Origin of the sequence: Bradyrhizobium sp. CB1717, from assembly GCF_029714325.1 — a bacterium.
Lineage (GTDB): Bacteria > Pseudomonadota > Alphaproteobacteria > Rhizobiales > Xanthobacteraceae > Bradyrhizobium.
The window spans coordinates 6,008,775-6,025,629 of the sequence record NZ_CP121666.1 but is presented as its reverse complement, the minus strand read 5'-3'; the positions used below and the strand labels follow the sequence as shown (position 1 = coordinate 6,025,629).

Sequence of the window (16,855 nt, the reverse complement as noted above, 5' to 3'; positions counted from 1 at the left end):
CAGACCACGAAGCAGGAGCCGAGAGAGGCATGTCGGCAACGACGATGCAGGAGCCGGTCGCGGACCCTCGCGGGGCTGCAGCCTTGCTGCCGATCATGGGCGTGGTCTTCGTGGCCTTCCTCGTCATCGGCGTTGCGATGCCCGTGCTTCCGCTTCACGTCCATGATGGGCTCGGCCTCGGCACCTTCGTGGTCGGCCTCGTCGCCGGCAGTCAGTTCGCAGCTTCCCTGGTGTCGCGGCCATGGGCGGGGCACTTTTCGGACAGAAGCGGAGCCAAGCGCGGCGTGGTTGTTGGCTTGCTAGCGGCCGCCGCCTCCGGACTGCTGTACCTGGCTTCGCTGGGGTTGACCCAGGCGCCGCTGATCTCGGTCGCAATACTACTGCTCGGACGCGGGCTGCTGGGCGCGGCCGAGAGCTTCATCATCACCGCTGCCGTGAGCTGGGGACTTGCGCTCGCCGACGGCCGTGGCACGGGCAAGGTGATCGCCTGGGTGGGGGCGGCGATGTTCGCGGCCTTCGCGATCGGCGCGCCCGCAGGCTCCGCGCTCTACGCTGCCTATGGATTTGCCGCGATCGCGGCCGCGACGGCGGTGGCTCCATTGCTGACGCTGCTGCTCGTCGTGCCGCTTCCCGCGATTGCGCCGGTGCACCAGGCGCGTCTCTCGTTCGTTCAGGTCGTCGGCTCGGTGTGGGTGCCGGGTTTCGGCTCGGCGCTCGGCAGCGTCGGGTTCGGTGCGGTGACGACGTTCGTCGCCTTGCTGTTCGCGAACCGTGGATGGGCGAGCGGTTGGCTCGCCTACAGCGCCTACGCTGTCGCGTTCATCCTGGCGCGGGTGTTCTTCAGTCATGCGGCCGACGCAGTCGGCGGCGCAAAGGTGGCGCTGGTGTGCGCGCTGATCGAAGCGGTCGGGCAGGCGTTGATCTGGCTCGCTGCCCGGCCTGAGATGGCGCTCGCCGGCGCAGCGCTGACCGGCTTCGGCTTCTCGCTGGTATATCCCGGCTTCGGCGTCGAAGCCGTGCGCCGCGTTCCCGCGCAGAGCCGGGGCCTAGCCATGGGCGCCTACACCGCCTTCCTGGACCTTGCGCAAGGGCTTGCGAGCCCTGCGCTCGGGCTGATCGCGACCGGTGCGCGGCTCAACATCGTGTTTCTCGTCAGCGCAATGACCGTGCTCTGCGCCGCAATCGTCGCCTCATGGCTGATCGTGCATCCCGCAACATTGGAAGGATCCCCGCGATGAAGCTGCTCGCAGTCACCCTGTTTTCGTTCTGTCTGCTCGCCGGCGACGTGAGCGCCGCCAGCGAGGTACAAGGAGCCAATCTTATGTCCAAGCCCGAAGACATCCGCGCCGTCGCACCCGCGCTCGAAGGCTATGCGCAGAAGGTTCTCAAGGACGAACTCTGGAAGCGGCCGGGCCTCTCGGTTCGGGACCGCAGCATCGTCACCGTTGCGGCTCTCATCGCCCGCAACCAGACGGTGGAGCTGCCGACCTATCTCGGTCTCGCGCTCGACGGCGGCGTGAAGCCGTCCGAGATCTCCGAGATCATCACGCATCTGGCCTTCTACACCGGCTGGGCGAATGCGATGGGGGCGATCCCGGCGGCGAGGGACGCGTTCAGGAGCCGCAACATCGGCGCCGATCAGCTGCCGCCGGCATCGGGGCCGCAGCTTCCGCTCGACGAAGCCACGGAGAAGCAGCGGGCGAGCCGGGTCGGCGAGCAGTTCGGACAGATCACGCCGAGCCTCGTGCAATACACGACCGACGTGCTGTTCCGCGATCTCTGGCTGCGGCCGGCGCTGGCGCCGCGCGACCGCAGCCTCGTCACCGTGAGTGCACTGATCGCAACCGGCCAGGTGGCGCAGATCACCTATCATTTGAACCGGGCGATGGATAACGGGTTGACGCGTGAGGAGGCCGGCGAGGTACTCGGGCATCTCGCTTTCTACGCCGGCTGGCCCAACGCGTTCTCCGCAGCGCCCGTCGTCAAGGACGTCATCGAGAAGCGTCCGCGCTGAGGGAGGCCGGGCCATGCCTCACGTCACACGCAGGGGCGCGCTGATTGGCGGCGCCGCCGCTGCTATCGCAATTCACCGGGCGCTTGCGGCCGCAGCACAGAAGGAACCTGACATGGACATCGACATCAAACGAAACGGATCGCGCCCCTCCCAGAAGGGACCGGCCGATTGGTTCACCGGAACGGTGCGCATCGATCCGCTGTTCCAGGCGCCCGATCCTGCGCGCGTGGCGGCCGGTCAGGTGACGTTCGAACCGGGCGCCCGAACCGCCTGGCACACGCACCCGCTCGGCCAGACCCTGATCGTCACCGCCGGTCTCGGCTGGGTGCAGCGTGAGGGCGGCCCCGTCGAGGAGATCCGGCCCGGCGACGTCGTGTGGTTTCCGCCGGGACTGAAGCATTGGCACGGCGCTTCGCCGACCACGGCGATGACCCACATCGCCATTCAGGAAGCCCTCGGCGGCAAAACCGTTGACTGGATGGAGAAGGTCAGCGACGAACAATATCGCAGGGGATAGCGCGCAGAGCCGCTATATCGGCTTGCGTTCTGCGAAAATCCAGGGAGCCGGGCATGGCGATCGTCTTCATCACCGGCAGCACGGATGGTCTTGGCCGGGCGGCTGCACAATCGCTGATCGATCAGGGACACCGCGTGGTGCTGCACGCGCGATCGGCCGATCGCGCCGCGGCGGTTGCGGACTTTGCCTCGCATGCCGCGGGCATCGTGGTCGGCGACCTCCGAAGCGCCGTCGAGACGAAGGGCATCGCCGACCAGGTCAACGCGATCGGACGCATGGACGCGATCATCCACAATGCCGGCGTCTACACCGAGCGGAGCCGCGGTTCGTCCGCGGAAGGCCATGCCGGCATGTTGGCGATCAACACGCTGGCGCCGTACATGCTGACGGCCCTGATCGCGCGGCCGAAACGGCTGGTCTATCTCAGCAGCGGCCTGCATCGCGGCGGCGAGGGCTCGTTGCGCGACCTCGACTGGACCCGGCGAAGCTGGGACGCGGCCAAGGCCTATGCCGAGAGCAAGCTGCATGCGGTCGCGCTGGCTTGCGCGCTGGCACGGCGCTGGCCGCATGTCCTGAGCAGCGGCAGGCCTGAACGCCGGTTCTGCGTCGTTTTGACGATCATTCGATTGGATTTCAATCGGGCGCCCACCATGGATGGTGAGCGTCCTGGACGGAAAACAGACCGGCAGGATGCCGGCACCGCAGATGCGGAGAACAGCGCCGGCTCGATTCGCCCGTTGCGCGCTTTTCTGTCCGGTATAGACTTGGAGTAGGCGTGATTTTTTTGCGCCGGCTGTTGCGCGGCTGAGGGTTGCGTCGTGGCGAAAGTGGTTTTCAATCTGACCATTGAAGATAGTGGCGAAAGTCATTGCCGCATCGTCGCGGACTACAATTCATCGAGCCGCGAGATTGAAGTCGAAAAGCTCAAGCCGAGCTTTCGTCAGAATCTGAGGCCGTTGCAGGAAGCAATTCTCCAGTGTGCTGCCGCGCGCAACGCGAATGCGTCCGCGACAGGTGGCAGTGATGAAGCGAGACCCGCTTTGCGTGACGCTGCCGGAGGTCTGACCTCGGGGTCGGACGAGCGGATCGTGCAGGAGATCGGATCGCAGCTCTTCGAGTTCATCTTTCAGCGCAAGATCCTCGAGCTCTATCAGGAATGCTCCCAGGCGGCGCGAAAGCACGATCAGCCGTTCCTGATCCGTCTGCGGGTCACCGACCCCACGCTCGCCTACGTGCCGTGGGAGACGATGTACGACAGGAAGAACCGCTTCTACGTGACGACGTCGCAAAGCACGCCATTCATGCGGGCCGTCGACGACTATGGCGAGGAGCGCCGGGTGGCCGCGGCAAGGCCGATACGGATGCTGGGTATGGCCGCGCGGGTCAAGGTCCTGAACGGATTGCCGCTGGACGAGATCGAGGTCGATGCCGAGCAGGTCGCGATCAAGAAGGCGTTGAGCGAGCTGGACGACGGCAAGAGGCTGAAACTGTCGTGGATCCCCTCGGCGAAGGCTCGGGATCTCAACCGCCGCTTCCTGAGGGGAGACGAAGGCAAGCGGTGGGACCTGTTTCACTTCATCGGGCACGGCGGTCACGATCCCGAGCGGCAGATGGGCTTCATCGTGGTCCAGGAGGAGGGCGGGCCGAAGGGGAAACGGCTTTATGCCGACGACCTGAAAGCGTTCCTGACGCAGCCCGGGCAAACGCCGAGCCTCGTCGTCCTGAACTCCTGCAGCGGCGCGCAGGGCGAACCAGGCTCCCTGTTCTCGAGCACTGCTGCCGAGCTCATCCAGGGCGGCGTGCCGGCGGTGATCGCCATGCAGTTCGAGATCAGCGACAATATGGGTCTCGCCTTCGCCGATACGTTCTACACCTATCTGGCGGAGAGCGTCTCGATCCAGGCCGCGCTGGCGCATACCCGGGCCGAGTTGAAGGCGCGGCAATTCGCCGAATGGATTTCGCCGGTCCTGTACATGCGCGGTCTCGACGGGGAAATTTTCGTGGACCGGGCCGGATCGGAGTGAGTTTTCATCCATGCATGGTCTTGACCCGTCGATCGTAGCTCTCGGCCTCGGTGCGATTGCGGTCTGCGTCGTCAGCGCGATCGACTTCCACGCACCTTTCGAGACCGCGGACATCCGCTTTGCCGTGATGCGCGATCGCTATTATTTCGCGGTCTTCGCCTACGTCACGGTCGCGGTGACGTTCTATTTCTTCGTCGCGATCCTGATGTCGCGCGGAACTGGCCTCGTCGTTGCGATCCCTGCGACGATCGCCTTCATGGTGCTGACGCCCCATTTGCCAGTGCTCGGCTGGGTGATCGATTTCCTGCGAAGAATGATGCAGACGCTGGCACGCTACCCGCAGGCCGTGGAGACCGTCATCGTCGCCATCGCGCGGTCGCCCATCAAGGTGACGGAGCGGGCAAGGCCGGAGTTGCAGCGCGAGCTCGAAGGGTACGGCGTTCCCGCCAGGCTGATCGAGAAGGCTCTCAACGATGACGACCAGGTGCTCGCACCCGGCGCCGCGAACATGATCAAGCAGGTCGCTTCCCTCCACACCAGTTTCGTCGAGCTGCGCGGCAACAAGCGGTTCAAGAGATTCTTCCGCGCCCGCAAAGCCGCCTTCGACGAGATGGAAAGGCAATATCGGCGCATGCTGCGACGGTCGGCCCGTGCCCTCCTGCTGACGGACGACATCACGGTATCGGCCCTGGACGCGGAGGAGCTCGCGTACGAGATTTCCGACTTCATCTCCGAGGAATGCGAGGATCTGCGTGTCGCCTACCAGCGCCGATTGGCCGAGGCGACGTTGTCGGTGGTGGACAGGCGCGACTCCCGGATGGAGCTGATCTCCAGCTTCGGATACCAGACCGTTCTTCCCCAGCCGCTGCCGTTTGCGCCTCTGGTGATCATCTTCGTGCTCGACTTCGTGGTCTCCGTCGCACCGCTGTTCTTCATGAACCTGTCGAAGAATTATGAAGTCGGCTCGCTGACCGGAGGCCTCTCCTCCGGCGCACATGCGGTCGCCGTGATGATCTCGATCTTCTTTGCGATCTATCCGAAGGCCTCGACGAATTTCGCGCGTCCCTCGCTGTATGCCTTGCCCTGGCGCTCCTACATCGTCTTCGGCGCGCTATCCTATCTGCTCGGCAATTTTGTGCTCTGGATCACCTACAGCGCGATCCCGATCGCGCCCGGCTGGCTGGCAAGCGGTCATCCGCTTGCGGCGAGCTCGCTGGTGTCCCTGGTCTTCCTGGTCAATACGCTGGTCCTGAGCATTCTTCTCGACGTGCGGCTGAGGGCCGACCGACTGGACTATCACGAGGCAAGGCTGAGGGATGGCGCGACCCATGCGGTGGTGATGGCGTCCGTCATGCTCTGCGTTCTCATCGGCTTCACATTGGTAAGCAGACATTTCGGTCTGAACATGCCGTACATCTCCTGGCTGGTCTACGCCGGCATCGTCGCTCTTTTCGGTGTGCTCGGATTCGTCATGGGCTATCTCGTGCCCTCGACCGCCGAAGCCTACATCGAGGCCAACAAGCTGATCCGGAAGTCGTCGGCGCTCGACGGCAACCGGCTCGAATGGGCGGCGCCGGTGTCTCAGCCGAGCACGCAGCTCAGATCCTGATTTCGCGCCGGGCTCGCAAGGTCCGTGCGGCACATGAGAACGCGGCGAAGCAGGCCGTCTGGACAGGGGCGAAGTCATGGCTGAACTCGAAGTAGCGAACGGGATCGTGGTTCGTGGTCCCGACGATGTCGAAATCAGGATCGTTCAGGACGGTCCTGTCCGCCGCGGATTTCGCCGGGGCACTGCCAGCCAGATCGATGGCGCCAATCAGCTCAAGGGGGCGTTGTCGGCCTCCGACTTCACCATTGCGGCCGAAGTGGAGATGGTGCCGACGCGCCCGGGAACGCGGGCGCTGCGACGGGATGCATCGACGCCGACGCAGATCGAGGTCGAAGTCGGCCCGTCTGAAAGGGCGCTGGTCCTGATCGAGGGCGCAGGCGGCGTCTATGCCTGGACGTATCCGCAAGCGGCGGGCCAACCGTCAAGGCAGCGTGGAGGTGGACAGGTTCTGGTATTTCCGCTGACGGCCACGACGAGGGGCTCGGCGCGCGGCGTCGCCCCCGCCAGCGGCAAGCGCGGTCCCGTTCTCGACTGGGTGTCCGACAAGCTGATCGATCCGGTCCGAGCCTACGTGCTGAAGTTTGCCGCCCGAACCGCGATCGATGTGGCGACTGACTATATCGAGGGGGACAGGGAAGAGGGCATCGTGGTGATGGCCGGGCTCGATCCGGCCGCATGGACACCGGCGCGATCGGCGCGGCCTCGACTGCCGCAGGACCGCCCGCTGAAGATCCTGCTCATGGTGCATGGCACGTTCTCGTCGACGGCGAGCGGCTTCGCGCAGCTTGCCGGCTCCGACAGCGGAAAGACGTTCCTGTCGAAGGCCAGCGCGCACTACGACGCCGTGCTCGGCTTCGATCACAAGACCCTGACCGTCACACCCCGGGAGAATGCGGCCGCTCTCGTCGCCGCGCTGCAGGCGCTCGGCATCCCCAAGAATTCCTCGATCGACGCCGTCATCCACAGTCGCGGCGGACTGGTCTATCGCGTGGCCGAAAACCTGCTTGCGGACGAGCGGCCGGACATCCGGCTCGGCAAGGCGATCTTTGTCGGCTGCACCAATGCCGGAACACATCTGGCCGAGCCCGAGAACTGGGCGGCGATGATCGATCTCTACACCAACGGGATCATGGCCGGCGTCCGCGCGGTTTCATTCCTCGCAGGCGGTGCTGCGCTGAGCCCCGTCGTGTCGCAGGGGATCAAGACCGTCGGCCGTTTCGTCCAGGCGTTTTCCGAAGTCGCCATCGACGAGGGCCGGGTGCCCGGGCTTGCCGCGATGCGGCCGACGAGCGATCTCGTGAGGGAGTTGAACGGAGCGGCCGGTCCTCTCGACAGGCTCGCAGCCTATCATGCGATCACGTCGAATTTCGTCGCGCAGATCGCGCCCGACAAGGGCGTGACGAAGGAGTTCGCCGAGTTCATTGCCGATCGCGTGACAAACCGCCTGTTCCAGCTCGACAACGATCTGGTGGTGGATACGGCGTCGATGACATCGTTCGGGACCCGCGGCCCGCGCCTTGCGAAGGACGCGACATTTGCTTTCGGCGATACGGACGACGTGTTTCACACCACGTATTTTGCAACAGATGTCGTCCCTTCGAAATTGAGCGAGTGGCTGGGTCTTGGGGCAGCTCGTCCCGAGAGCGTCCCGGCGCAAATCGATCTGCAGCAGCCGCCGCCGCGGCGATCGAGGCGGGGCGTGGCGTCCATCGTCGAAAGCCCGCTTGAATCAAGTTCGGCTGCGCGCGAATGGGAAAGCCCCGGATCCGGCTCGATGCCGGACACGCTCACATTGCGACGGACGCGATCGCGCTCGGCTCCATCTGCGAGGCCAGCCGAGGCAAGGGAGGCGCCTGCCGCAGGTGACACGCCGCCCCCGGCATCGACGTCGCCCGGTTCACGAACCGCCGCCTGCTATTTCGCGGCGGAGATCGAGTCTCATCCGCCGCCGAAGAAGCCGGTCCCGCTGTTCGTCACGGTCTCCCGACAGAAGATCGAGGCGGCGGAGAGCCCGGCCTCGGCCGCCCTGAATGCGCCGGTCAATGTCGATACGGCCCGCGCCATCGTCGTCGAGGTCATCGCGCGCAAGAATTGCCGGGTTATCGGAGAGGCCAGCGCCGAGATCGACCTGCCGCAGGGTCAGCGAGCGGAGTCGCTACGCTTCGTCGTAGAGGGCACGGCGGAAGGCGCGGCCGACATCCTGGTCGAAGCACGGCAGGGCCCGCGCATTCTCGCGTCATTCGCCCTGGCCCCCGTGTTCGTCGACGCCGACAGCAAGACCTTGCGCAAGAGCCAGGCCGGACTGGCCATGGCGGCGCATCCGGACGAGCCGGCGGTGCTGCGGATCTACGAGATCATGGAGAGCGGCAAGGTGACGCTGCGCTTCGATCTTGCCTGCGTCGATCCGAACATCGCGGTTTCGGAATCGCGCACGCTTCCAGGCGGCTTCTCCCGCGATGTCTACGTTGCGGAGATCTTCAAGGGCATCGAGAGCGCGTGGCTCGCAACGAACCGCTTGTATGACCAGTTCCTGTCGCGCCTGCAGGCCAACGGAATCGTCATGGCCAACGAGTTGTTGCCGGACAGGGTCCGCGAGGCGTTGTGGACCCACCGCGACGCGATCCGCGCGATCCAGGTCATCTCCGAGGAGCCGTTCATTCCCTGGGAGCTGCTCTACATCAACGATCGGAAGTCCGGGCCGGACGGCAAGGGTTTTCTCGCGGAATGGGGGCTGGTGCGCTGGCTGCACAGCACGCCGTGGCCAGGTCCGCAGCTCGCCATGCGCAATGATCGCGTCAACTGCGTGATCCCGGCCTATGTCGATCCCGGCCTGCGGCTCGAAGGCGCCGATGCCGAACGCCAGATGCTGGCCAAGCTGTTCGGCAGCCCCCGCGAGGTGACGGCCGAGAGCATCGCGGTGACCGGCTTCCTGCAGAAGGATGCGAAGGACTGCGACGTGCTGCACTTTGCCTGCCATGGCGAGGCGGCCCAGCGGGCGGTGATGACGGCTGACCTGTTGATGACGGGCGCCAAGGTCGACGGCAATTTCGCGCAGGACTCGCTCTCGGCGGATCAGGTCAAGGCCTATGCCCGGTTCGCCGAGAGCGGGCCAAATCCGATGGTCTTCATCAACGCCTGCCAGACCGGGCGCGCCGGGCGCGGCATCGGCGGCGGTGTCGCCGGTTTCGTCGACGCATTCCTGCGGCCGTACTCCGAGCGCGGTGCGGGCGCGCTGGTCGGCGCGCTCTGGTCGGTCGACGATAAGCTGGCCTACAGCTTTGCCGAGGCGTTCTATCGCTCGCTCAAGGGCGGGGATACGCTGGTCGACGCCGTCCGCGCCGCGCGCGAGGCCGCCAAGAACCGCAAGGAACTGACCTGGCTGGCCTATTCCGTGTACGGCAATCCGTTCGCCCGCGTCCCGGATGCCTCCTAGGCAGCGGGATCCATCGCTCGCCCTCCGCTTACATGAACCTGACAGGAGCTTCCTGCCAGAGTGCTTTTTCGCTGGCCGAAACCGGTCGAATGGGGGAAGAGAGCACGGATGCGGCGCGAGCCGTGCCGTGACACCGGGACATCCGGCGGGAAATGCGATGCGCCTTCTGATCGTCGAGGACAATGCCGAGCTGTCGCGGCTCGTGGCCGCCGGGCTGTCGGCGGCCGGCTATGAGAGCGACATCGTGGGCAGCGCGGCCGAGGCGCGCGAGGCGGTCAGCAGCGTCAGCTACGCCGCGATGATCCTCGACCTCGGTCTTCCCGATGGCGACGGCCTGTCGGTGCTGCGCGAGCTGCGCCGGCAGATGGAACCGCTGCCGGTGCTGGTGCTGACGGCGCGCGGCGGCCTGCAGGACCGCGTCAGCGGCCTGCGCAGCGGCGCCGACGACTATCTCGCAAAGCCGTTCGCGATGGAGGAGCTGGTGGCGCGGCTGGAGGCGATCCTGCGCCGGCCGGGCCAGCTGCTCGGCCGCTCGCTGCATCTGGCCAACCTCGTCTACGACACCGAGAGCCGCCAGATCTTCGTCGACGACCAGCCGCGGATCATCTCCGCGCGCGAGACCTCGGTGCTCGAGATTTTGCTGCGCCGGCAGGGGCGGGTGGTGCCGAAGAAGAACGTCGAGGACCACATCTTCGGCCTCGAGGGCGAGGTCGCCTCCAACGCGGTCGAGGTCTACGTCTCGCGGCTGCGCAAGCAGCTCGCCGAGCACGGCGCCAAGGTCGTGATCCACACCATCCGCGGCGTCGGCTATTTGATGGCCGAGGAGAAATAGCGTGTCCGGCGCCCGGTCATCCGCCAGGCCGACGTTCAAATCGCTGATCTGGCGCATCGTGTTCCTGCACATCGTCGCGGTCGCGGTGGTCGCGATCTTCCTGCCGCTGGTGCTGTTCTGGCTGCTCAACTCGGAGGTCGACCAGCTCCATCGCGACGCCATGCGCGCCCAGGCCGAGGTGCTCGGCGAACGCATCGTCCCGCAGGCGGACGGGACGCTGACGTTCATTCTGCCGGACAGCCTGCGAGGTCTCTATTCGGAAGCCTATGGCCGGTATCTCTACGACATCCGCGATGAGGACGGCCGTGTGCTGTTCTCGTCCCGCCGCAAGGCGGGTGCCGCGACACCGGCGCCGCCGCTGTCGGAGACGATTTCCGGCGCCGGCGTGACGCGCGTCATCGAGGGCAAGACGGTGCGCATCCGCGTCGCCGAGGACCTTTCGCATCGCGACGTCATCATCGACGACATCATTTCGAACTTCTTCCGGCGGGTGGGATGGATCACCATCCCGATCCTGCTGGTCCTGCTCGCCACCGACATCATCATCTTCCGCCGCGCGATCGCGCCGCTGTGGAAGGCCTCGGAGGAAGCCAGCAATATCGGCCCGGCGCGCACCGACGTCCGCCTGCCGACCGAGCAGATCCCGCGCGAGATCATGCCGCTCGTCACCGCCGTGAACCAGGCGCTGGACCGCCTCGAGGACGGCTTTCGCGTGCAGCGCCAGTTCACCGCGGATGCGGCGCATCAGTTGCGCACGCCGCTCGCGATCCTGCGCACGCGGATCGAGACGCTGCATGACGGCGCGGCAAGAGAGGCGCTGCATGCCGACATCGAGAGCATGAGCCGCATCGTCGCCCAGTTGCTGGAGATCGCCGAGCTCGACACGCTGGTGCTCGATCCCGGCGAGACCGCCGATTTGCGCGCGGTCTGCACCGAGGTGGTCGGTTCGATCGCGCCGTTCGCACTCGCCCAGCACAAGGACATCGCGCTGAAGGGCACCGATGCGCCGGTGCTGATCCACGGCAATGCGGAGATGCTCCAGCGCGCGATCTTCAACCTCGCCGAAAACGCCATCAAGTTCACCGCGACGGACACTGCGGTCGACGTCGAGGTCGGCGAGGACGGCTCCGTGCGCGTGCGCGATTGCGGCCCGGGCATCGCGGAATCCGAGCGCGACCTGATCTTCCAGCGCTTCTGGCGCGCCGACCGCCAGCGCAGCGACGGCGCCGGCCTCGGCCTCTCGATCGTGCGCGGCGTCGCCGACGATCACGCCGCGACGGTGGCGGTGGCGAACCTTCCCGGCGGCGGCGCGGAGTTCACGTTGCGGTTTCGGCTGGCGGAGGAGGGCGCTTTACCCTCTCCCCTTGTGGGAGAGGGTGGCTCGGCGCGATAGCGGCGAGACGGGTGAGGGGTCTTTGTCCGCGAGCCAAACTCTTTGTTGAGCTTGCCGAGACAACCCCTCATCCGGCGCTTCGCGCCACCTTCTCCCACAAGGGGCCTGTTGCGCTACGGCCTTTTGAGGCAGGAGACGTAGGGAGAGAGGGCTGTGTTGACGCCGATTGTCAGGCCGAGATCTGTACTTGGTGCCCTTGGCGGGCGTCTCAGGCGGCGAGCGCGGCCCAGCGCCTCATGTTGAACGCGATGGAGGCAAGCAGGACCTGCCCGCTTGCCTTCATGAGACCGACATAGCGGATGCAGGTCAGCCGCATGCGGCGTTTGAGAGTGGCGAAGGTGGTCTCGACCTGGGCTCGTCGGCGCGCGATGAGGAGGTTGTAGCGTTTGAGCCGAGGCGGTAGCTCCGGGTGATGTCGGTTGGGACGACGGGCGATGCGGGGCTTCTTGCCTTCCGCTTTCAGCCGAGCCCGTCGGGCATGGGTGTCGTAGGCTGCATCGGCCCACACCACGGCTTCATCGCCACGGATCAGTTCGTCGGCCGGCGTTGTGTCGTTGACATTGGCGGGCGTGGTCAGGACTGCGCGGATCAGGCCGGATCCCTCGTCGACACCCATGTGAGCCTTGTAGCCGAAGGTCGAACCACCCTTGCCCTGCCGCTTGGTAAACCGGGCATCTGGGTCGTTTGAGGGACGATCCTGCTTCGGAGGGGTTGACACCGCCTGGATCAAGGTCGCATCCAGCATCGTGCCGCGCTTGAGGATGACCCCGGCATTCTCGAGCTGGCGATCCAGCTCGCCAAACAGCTTCTCCAACAGCCCTTGTTCGACGAGCTGGTTCCGGAAGCGGTTCAGAACCGTGTGGTCGGGCGTCGCATCTTCGAGGCTCAAACCGACGAAGCGCTTGAACGACAACCGGTCGCCCAACGCTTCCTCGAGTTCGCGTTCCGAAAGACCATAGAGCGACTGCAACAGCACCGCACGAAACAGCACCAGCACCGGATAGCCTGGACGACCGGGGCTCCCTTCATCCCGCAGATGGCCGATCAGCTTCTCGAACCGGTACCACTTGACCAGGCCAGCCAGCCGATCCAGCGCTGCATTGGCGCCGGCCCCCTTCGGCATCAGTGCTTCCACAAAGCTCGGCTGTCCCGTCCGCTTAACCGCCATCGTCATCCCCTCAAGGCTTTGCCCTAGGGAATCACAACTGGCGAATTACGCAACAGGCCCACAAGGGGAGAAGGAAAAAAGCGGCGCGCTATTTCACCTTGCTGTTGGACAAGTCCATGATCATGCGCGTGGCGAGGTAAAGTCGCGGCACGATAGTGTCGAGCTTCACATATTCGGCATCATTGGAATGCGCGCCGAAGCCCGAGAGGCCCATGCCTTCGACCACCGCGCCCTTGGTCTTGAGCGCGGCAAAGGCGGCGTCGGTGCCGCCGCCGGTCGCCTTCTCGTCGACCTTGAGAGGCATTCCGAGCTCGCCATAGATCGTCTTGCCGTAGGCCGCCACGCGGCGCGAGGCGTCGTTGGCCTCGAGCGGCGGACGGCGCACCTCGAATTTCAGCTCGACCTTGGAATCGGGCAGCAGGCGGTTCTTGATCTTCTCCTGCAGCGCTTTTTCCAGCTCGTCGAAATCCGAGACCTTGAGCGCGCGCGCATCGGCCTGGGCCGTGGCTTCGGCCGGGATCACGTTGCGGTTGGTCCCGGCCTTGGAGACGGTCCAGTTCAGCTTCAGGCCTTGCTCGGGCTTGGACAGGTCCTTCATCTGAAGCACCTGGTGCGAGAGCTCGTAGAGTGCGTTGATGCCGCCCTCGGGCCTTGCGCCGGCATGCGACGACTTGCCGATCACCGAGAGATAGGCCGAGCCGATGCCGCTGGTGGCGAGCCGCAGCGTACCGTCGGTGCCGCCGCCTTCGAACGAGAACACCACGTCCTGATCCGAGGCGAGTTTCGTGATGGTGCTGCGCCAGCCCGGCGAGGAGATCTCCTCGTCGCCGTTGGTGAGCACCGTGAGCGTGCCGTATTCCCTGAAGTTCAGTTTCTGCAGCATCGCCACGGTGTGGAGAATGAGCGCGACGCCCTGCTTGTCGTCGGCGATGCCGAGGCCATAGGCCTTGTCACCGTCGACGCGGAACGGCTGGTCTTTCAGCATGCCCTTCAGGTACACCGTGTCCATATGGGCGATCAGCATGATCTTCTTAGCTCCGGTGCCCTTGAACACGGCGTGCACGGCCGGACCAATCTTCTCGGGCGTGTCGTCGAGGCGATAGATGTCGGTGGGCTGCAGGATCTCCACCGTGCCGCCCAGCTGCTTGAGCTGGTCGGCGACCCGCCCGGCGATCTGGTTCAGGCCGTCGATGTCCTTGCTGCCGGATTCGATGCTGACGAGATCGCGCAGCGTGTCGAGCAGCGGCTGCTGCTCCTTCTGTGCCAGCGCGTGGACATCGGCCACCGGCTCGGCGTGCGTGACGGTGGCGGCACATGCCAGCCACAGCGAGGCGATCAACGGAGCGACGAGCGAGGGAACAGATCGGGGCATCCGCGGCGGTCCTTCGGTTGAAGAAGGAGCCGGTATGCCTGTGTTCGCGACGCTTGTCACGCGCGCTGCTGAACCCGCTCCCCTTGCGGGAGAGGGTGGCTCGCCGCGTTAGCGGCGAGACGGGTGAGGGGTTCTCTCCGCGAGTCCCACTCTCACTTGAGTTCGCCGAGACAACCCCTCATCCGGCGCTTCGCGCCACCTTCTCCCACAAGGGGAGAAGGAAGAAAGCGCGCCGCTTACTTCTGCGGTGGTCCCAGATCCAGCGGCGGCAGCTCGATCTGCGGGACCTCGATCTTGACCTTGTCGAGATCGACGTTGAGCGGCTTGTCGAGCAGACCCGTCACCACGGACGGGAAGATGATCACCAGCAGCACCATGATCATCTGCAGGCCGATCCACGGCATCGCGCCCCAATAGATGTCGGAGCTCTTCACTTCCTTCGGAGCCACGCCGCGCAGGTAGAACAGCGCGAAGCCGAACGGCGGATGCAGGAACGAGGTCTGCATGTTCACGCACAGCATCACGCCGAACCAGATCAGCGCAGCGTCCGGTCCCACGACGGGGGCGAGGATCTTCTGCGCGATCGGCGCGATCATCGGCAGGATGATGAAGGCGATCTCGAAGAAGTCGAGGAAGAACGCCAGGAAGAAGATGAAGAGGTTGATGAAGATCAGGAAGCCCCAGACGCCGCCGGGCAGCGAGGTCAGGAGATGCTCGAGCCAGACGCCGCCGGAGACGCCGAGGAACACCACCGAGAAGCAGGTCGAGCCGATCAGGATGAAGGTGACCATGCAGGTGAGGCGCATGGTGGATTCGTAGCCCTGCTTGATGAGGTCGCGCAGGTCCGGGATGCGCGCGGCCTGGAAGCAGATCCACGCCACCGCGAGATAAGTCACCGCGAAGGCGAGCTTGAAGATCAGATTCTCGCTGTACAGCATCGCGATGATGGTGCCGATGCCGGCGGCGATCACGCCAATGACCAGTACCTTGCGATCGTTCGAGGTGAAATCCTTGTGGTGGATCGCGGCGAGCACGATGGCGCCGACCGCGCCCATGGCGCCGGCTTCCGTCGGCGTCGCAAGGCCCATCATCATGGTGCCGAGCACGACGAAGATGAGGACGGCAGAGGGGATGATGCCCATCAGGCACTTCTTCCACAACGCCCAGCCGGTCAGCGTGCGGGCCTCCTTCGGCACCGGGGGCACGTGGCCCGGCTTGATCAGGCCGAGGATGAAGGTGTAGCCGGCGAACAGCATGATCTGGAACACCGAGGGACCCCAGGCGCCGAGATACATGTCGCCGACCGACTTGCCGAGCTGGTCGGCGAGCACGATCAGCACCAGCGAGGGCGGCACCAGCTGCGTGATGGTGCCGGAGGCAGCCAGCACGCCGGTGATGTAGCGCATGTTGTAGCCGTAGCGGATCATCACCGGCATCGAGATCAGTGCCATGGCGATCACCTGCGCCGCCACCGTGCCGGTGATGGCGCCGAGGATGAAGCCGACGATGATCACGGAATAGCCGAGGCCGCCGCGGACCGGGCCGAACAGCTGGCCCATCGAATCCAGCATGTCCTCGGCGAGGCCGCATCTCTCCAATATCGCGCCCATGAAGGTGAAGAACGGGATCGCGAGCAGCAGCTCGTTGGAGAGCACGCTGCCGAACACGCGGCCGGGAATGGCCTGGAGGAAGTTGAGGTCGAAGAAGCCGAGATGGATGGCGAGGAAGCCGAAGGACAGGCCGACCGCGGCGAGCGTGAACGCCACCGGGAAGCCGATCAGCATCGCCAGAACCAGGCCGCCGAACATCAGCGGCGGCATCATTTCCAGCGTAATCATTGGGTCGGCCTCTCGTACTTGGCGTCGATCGTCACATAGCCCTGGAGAGCCGCGATACGCTTGATGACTTCGGAAACACCCTGGAGCGCCAGCAGGACGAAGCCGGCGGGAATTACGAACTTGATCGGCCAGCGGATCAGGCCGCCGGCATTGCCGGACATCTCGCCGACGTCATAGGCCTGCATGAAGAACGGCCAGGACAGATAGGCGAGCAGGAGACAGGCGGGGATCAGGAAGAACAGCGTGCCGATCAGGTCGAGCAGGAGCTGGCCGCGCTCGGACAGCAGCAGATAGAAGATTTCGACCCGGACGTGCTCGTTGCGCTTGAAGGTGTAGGACGCGCCGAACATCACCAGGATCGCGAACATGTACCATTGCATCTCCAGCCAGCCGTTGGAGGAGTAGCTGAAGGCGTAGCGGATCATGGCGTTGGCCGCACTGACCAGGCATGACAGAAGCACCAGGAGATTACAGACGTAGCCGATCTTCTCATTGAGAAGGTCGATGGCGTTGCTCACCGCCAGCAATGGACGCATCTTATTTTTTCTCCGTCGCGGTCTAACTTCACGGGAGCAGCATCAGCACGCATCGCTCGGTCCGCATGCGAAAAAGCACGCGACCGCACGGCTCTTTTTCCGAAAAGCGTTGCGGCGTC

At 65.1% G+C, this 16,855-nt stretch carries 13 protein-coding genes; 9 read left to right on the top strand and 4 right to left on the bottom strand.

All coding sequences use genetic code 11. The annotated features are described in order from the left end of the window. Positions 1-29 precede the first annotated feature (29 nt). The 9 genes from QA649_RS28760 (at position 30) to QA649_RS28720 (ending at position 11,822) form a co-directional block, all read left to right on the top strand. Positions 30-1,238: an arabinose transporter gene (locus QA649_RS28760; RefSeq protein WP_283020145.1), complete on the top strand. Its 1,209-nt coding sequence runs from the start codon at positions 30-32 to the stop codon at positions 1,236-1,238. A gap of 83 nt (positions 1,239-1,321) precedes the next feature. Continuing rightward, positions 1,322-2,014, top strand: coding sequence for a carboxymuconolactone decarboxylase family protein (locus tag QA649_RS28755; protein WP_349254081.1), 693 nt, complete (start codon positions 1,322-1,324; stop codon positions 2,012-2,014). A gap of 118 nt (positions 2,015-2,132) precedes the next feature. Then, positions 2,133-2,531, top strand: a complete 399-nt coding sequence (locus QA649_RS28750; protein WP_283026122.1) for a cupin domain-containing protein — start codon at positions 2,133-2,135, stop codon at positions 2,529-2,531. A 53-nt stretch (positions 2,532-2,584) separates the two neighbouring features. Next, positions 2,585-3,304 carry an SDR family NAD(P)-dependent oxidoreductase gene (locus QA649_RS28745; RefSeq protein WP_283020143.1) on the top strand — a complete coding sequence of 240 codons (720 nt, stop codon included), beginning with the start codon at positions 2,585-2,587 and terminating at the stop codon, positions 3,302-3,304. Positions 3,305-3,571: 267 nt separating this feature from the next. Then, positions 3,572-4,555 (top strand): CHAT domain-containing protein, encoded by a 984-nt coding sequence (locus QA649_RS28740; RefSeq protein ID WP_283020142.1) that lies wholly within the window; start codon positions 3,572-3,574, stop codon positions 4,553-4,555. 10 nt (positions 4,556-4,565) lie between these two features. Then, positions 4,566-6,164, top strand: a complete 1,599-nt coding sequence (locus QA649_RS28735; RefSeq protein ID WP_283020141.1) for a hypothetical protein — start codon at positions 4,566-4,568, stop codon at positions 6,162-6,164. Positions 6,165-6,240: 76 nt separating this feature from the next. Then, complete coding sequence (locus QA649_RS28730) at positions 6,241-9,597, top strand: CHAT domain-containing protein (RefSeq protein WP_283020140.1); 3,357 nt, start codon at positions 6,241-6,243, stop codon at positions 9,595-9,597. A 157-nt stretch (positions 9,598-9,754) separates the two neighbouring features. Next, positions 9,755-10,429, top strand: coding sequence for a response regulator transcription factor (locus QA649_RS28725; protein ID WP_018645489.1), 675 nt, complete (start codon positions 9,755-9,757; stop codon positions 10,427-10,429). 1 nt (position 10,430) lies between these two features. Then, positions 10,431-11,822 (top strand): ATP-binding protein, encoded by a 1,392-nt coding sequence (locus QA649_RS28720; protein ID WP_283020139.1) that lies wholly within the window; start codon positions 10,431-10,433, stop codon positions 11,820-11,822. A gap of 208 nt (positions 11,823-12,030) precedes the next feature. Here QA649_RS28720 and QA649_RS28715 read toward each other — a convergent pair whose 3' ends face one another. From QA649_RS28715 to QA649_RS28700, 4 genes are all read right to left on the bottom strand, one after another. Then, positions 12,031-12,996, bottom strand: a complete 966-nt coding sequence (locus tag QA649_RS28715; RefSeq protein WP_283020138.1) for an IS5 family transposase — start codon at positions 12,994-12,996, stop codon at positions 12,031-12,033. A gap of 82 nt (positions 12,997-13,078) precedes the next feature. Next, the gene (locus tag QA649_RS28710) at positions 13,079-14,362 is read right to left on the bottom strand and encodes a M20/M25/M40 family metallo-hydrolase (RefSeq protein WP_283020137.1); all 1,284 of its coding nucleotides are present in this window, start codon (positions 14,360-14,362) and stop codon (positions 13,079-13,081) included. 236 nt (positions 14,363-14,598) lie between these two features. Further along, the gene (locus QA649_RS28705; protein ID WP_018645494.1) at positions 14,599-16,200 is read right to left on the bottom strand and encodes a TRAP transporter large permease subunit; all 1,602 of its coding nucleotides are present in this window, start codon (positions 16,198-16,200) and stop codon (positions 14,599-14,601) included. Further along, positions 16,197-16,736, bottom strand: a complete 540-nt coding sequence (locus tag QA649_RS28700) for a TRAP transporter small permease subunit (protein WP_145831530.1) — start codon at positions 16,734-16,736, stop codon at positions 16,197-16,199. Before QA649_RS28700 ends, QA649_RS28705 begins: the two co-directional genes overlap by 4 nt. Between the last annotated feature and the right edge of the window lie 119 nt (positions 16,737-16,855).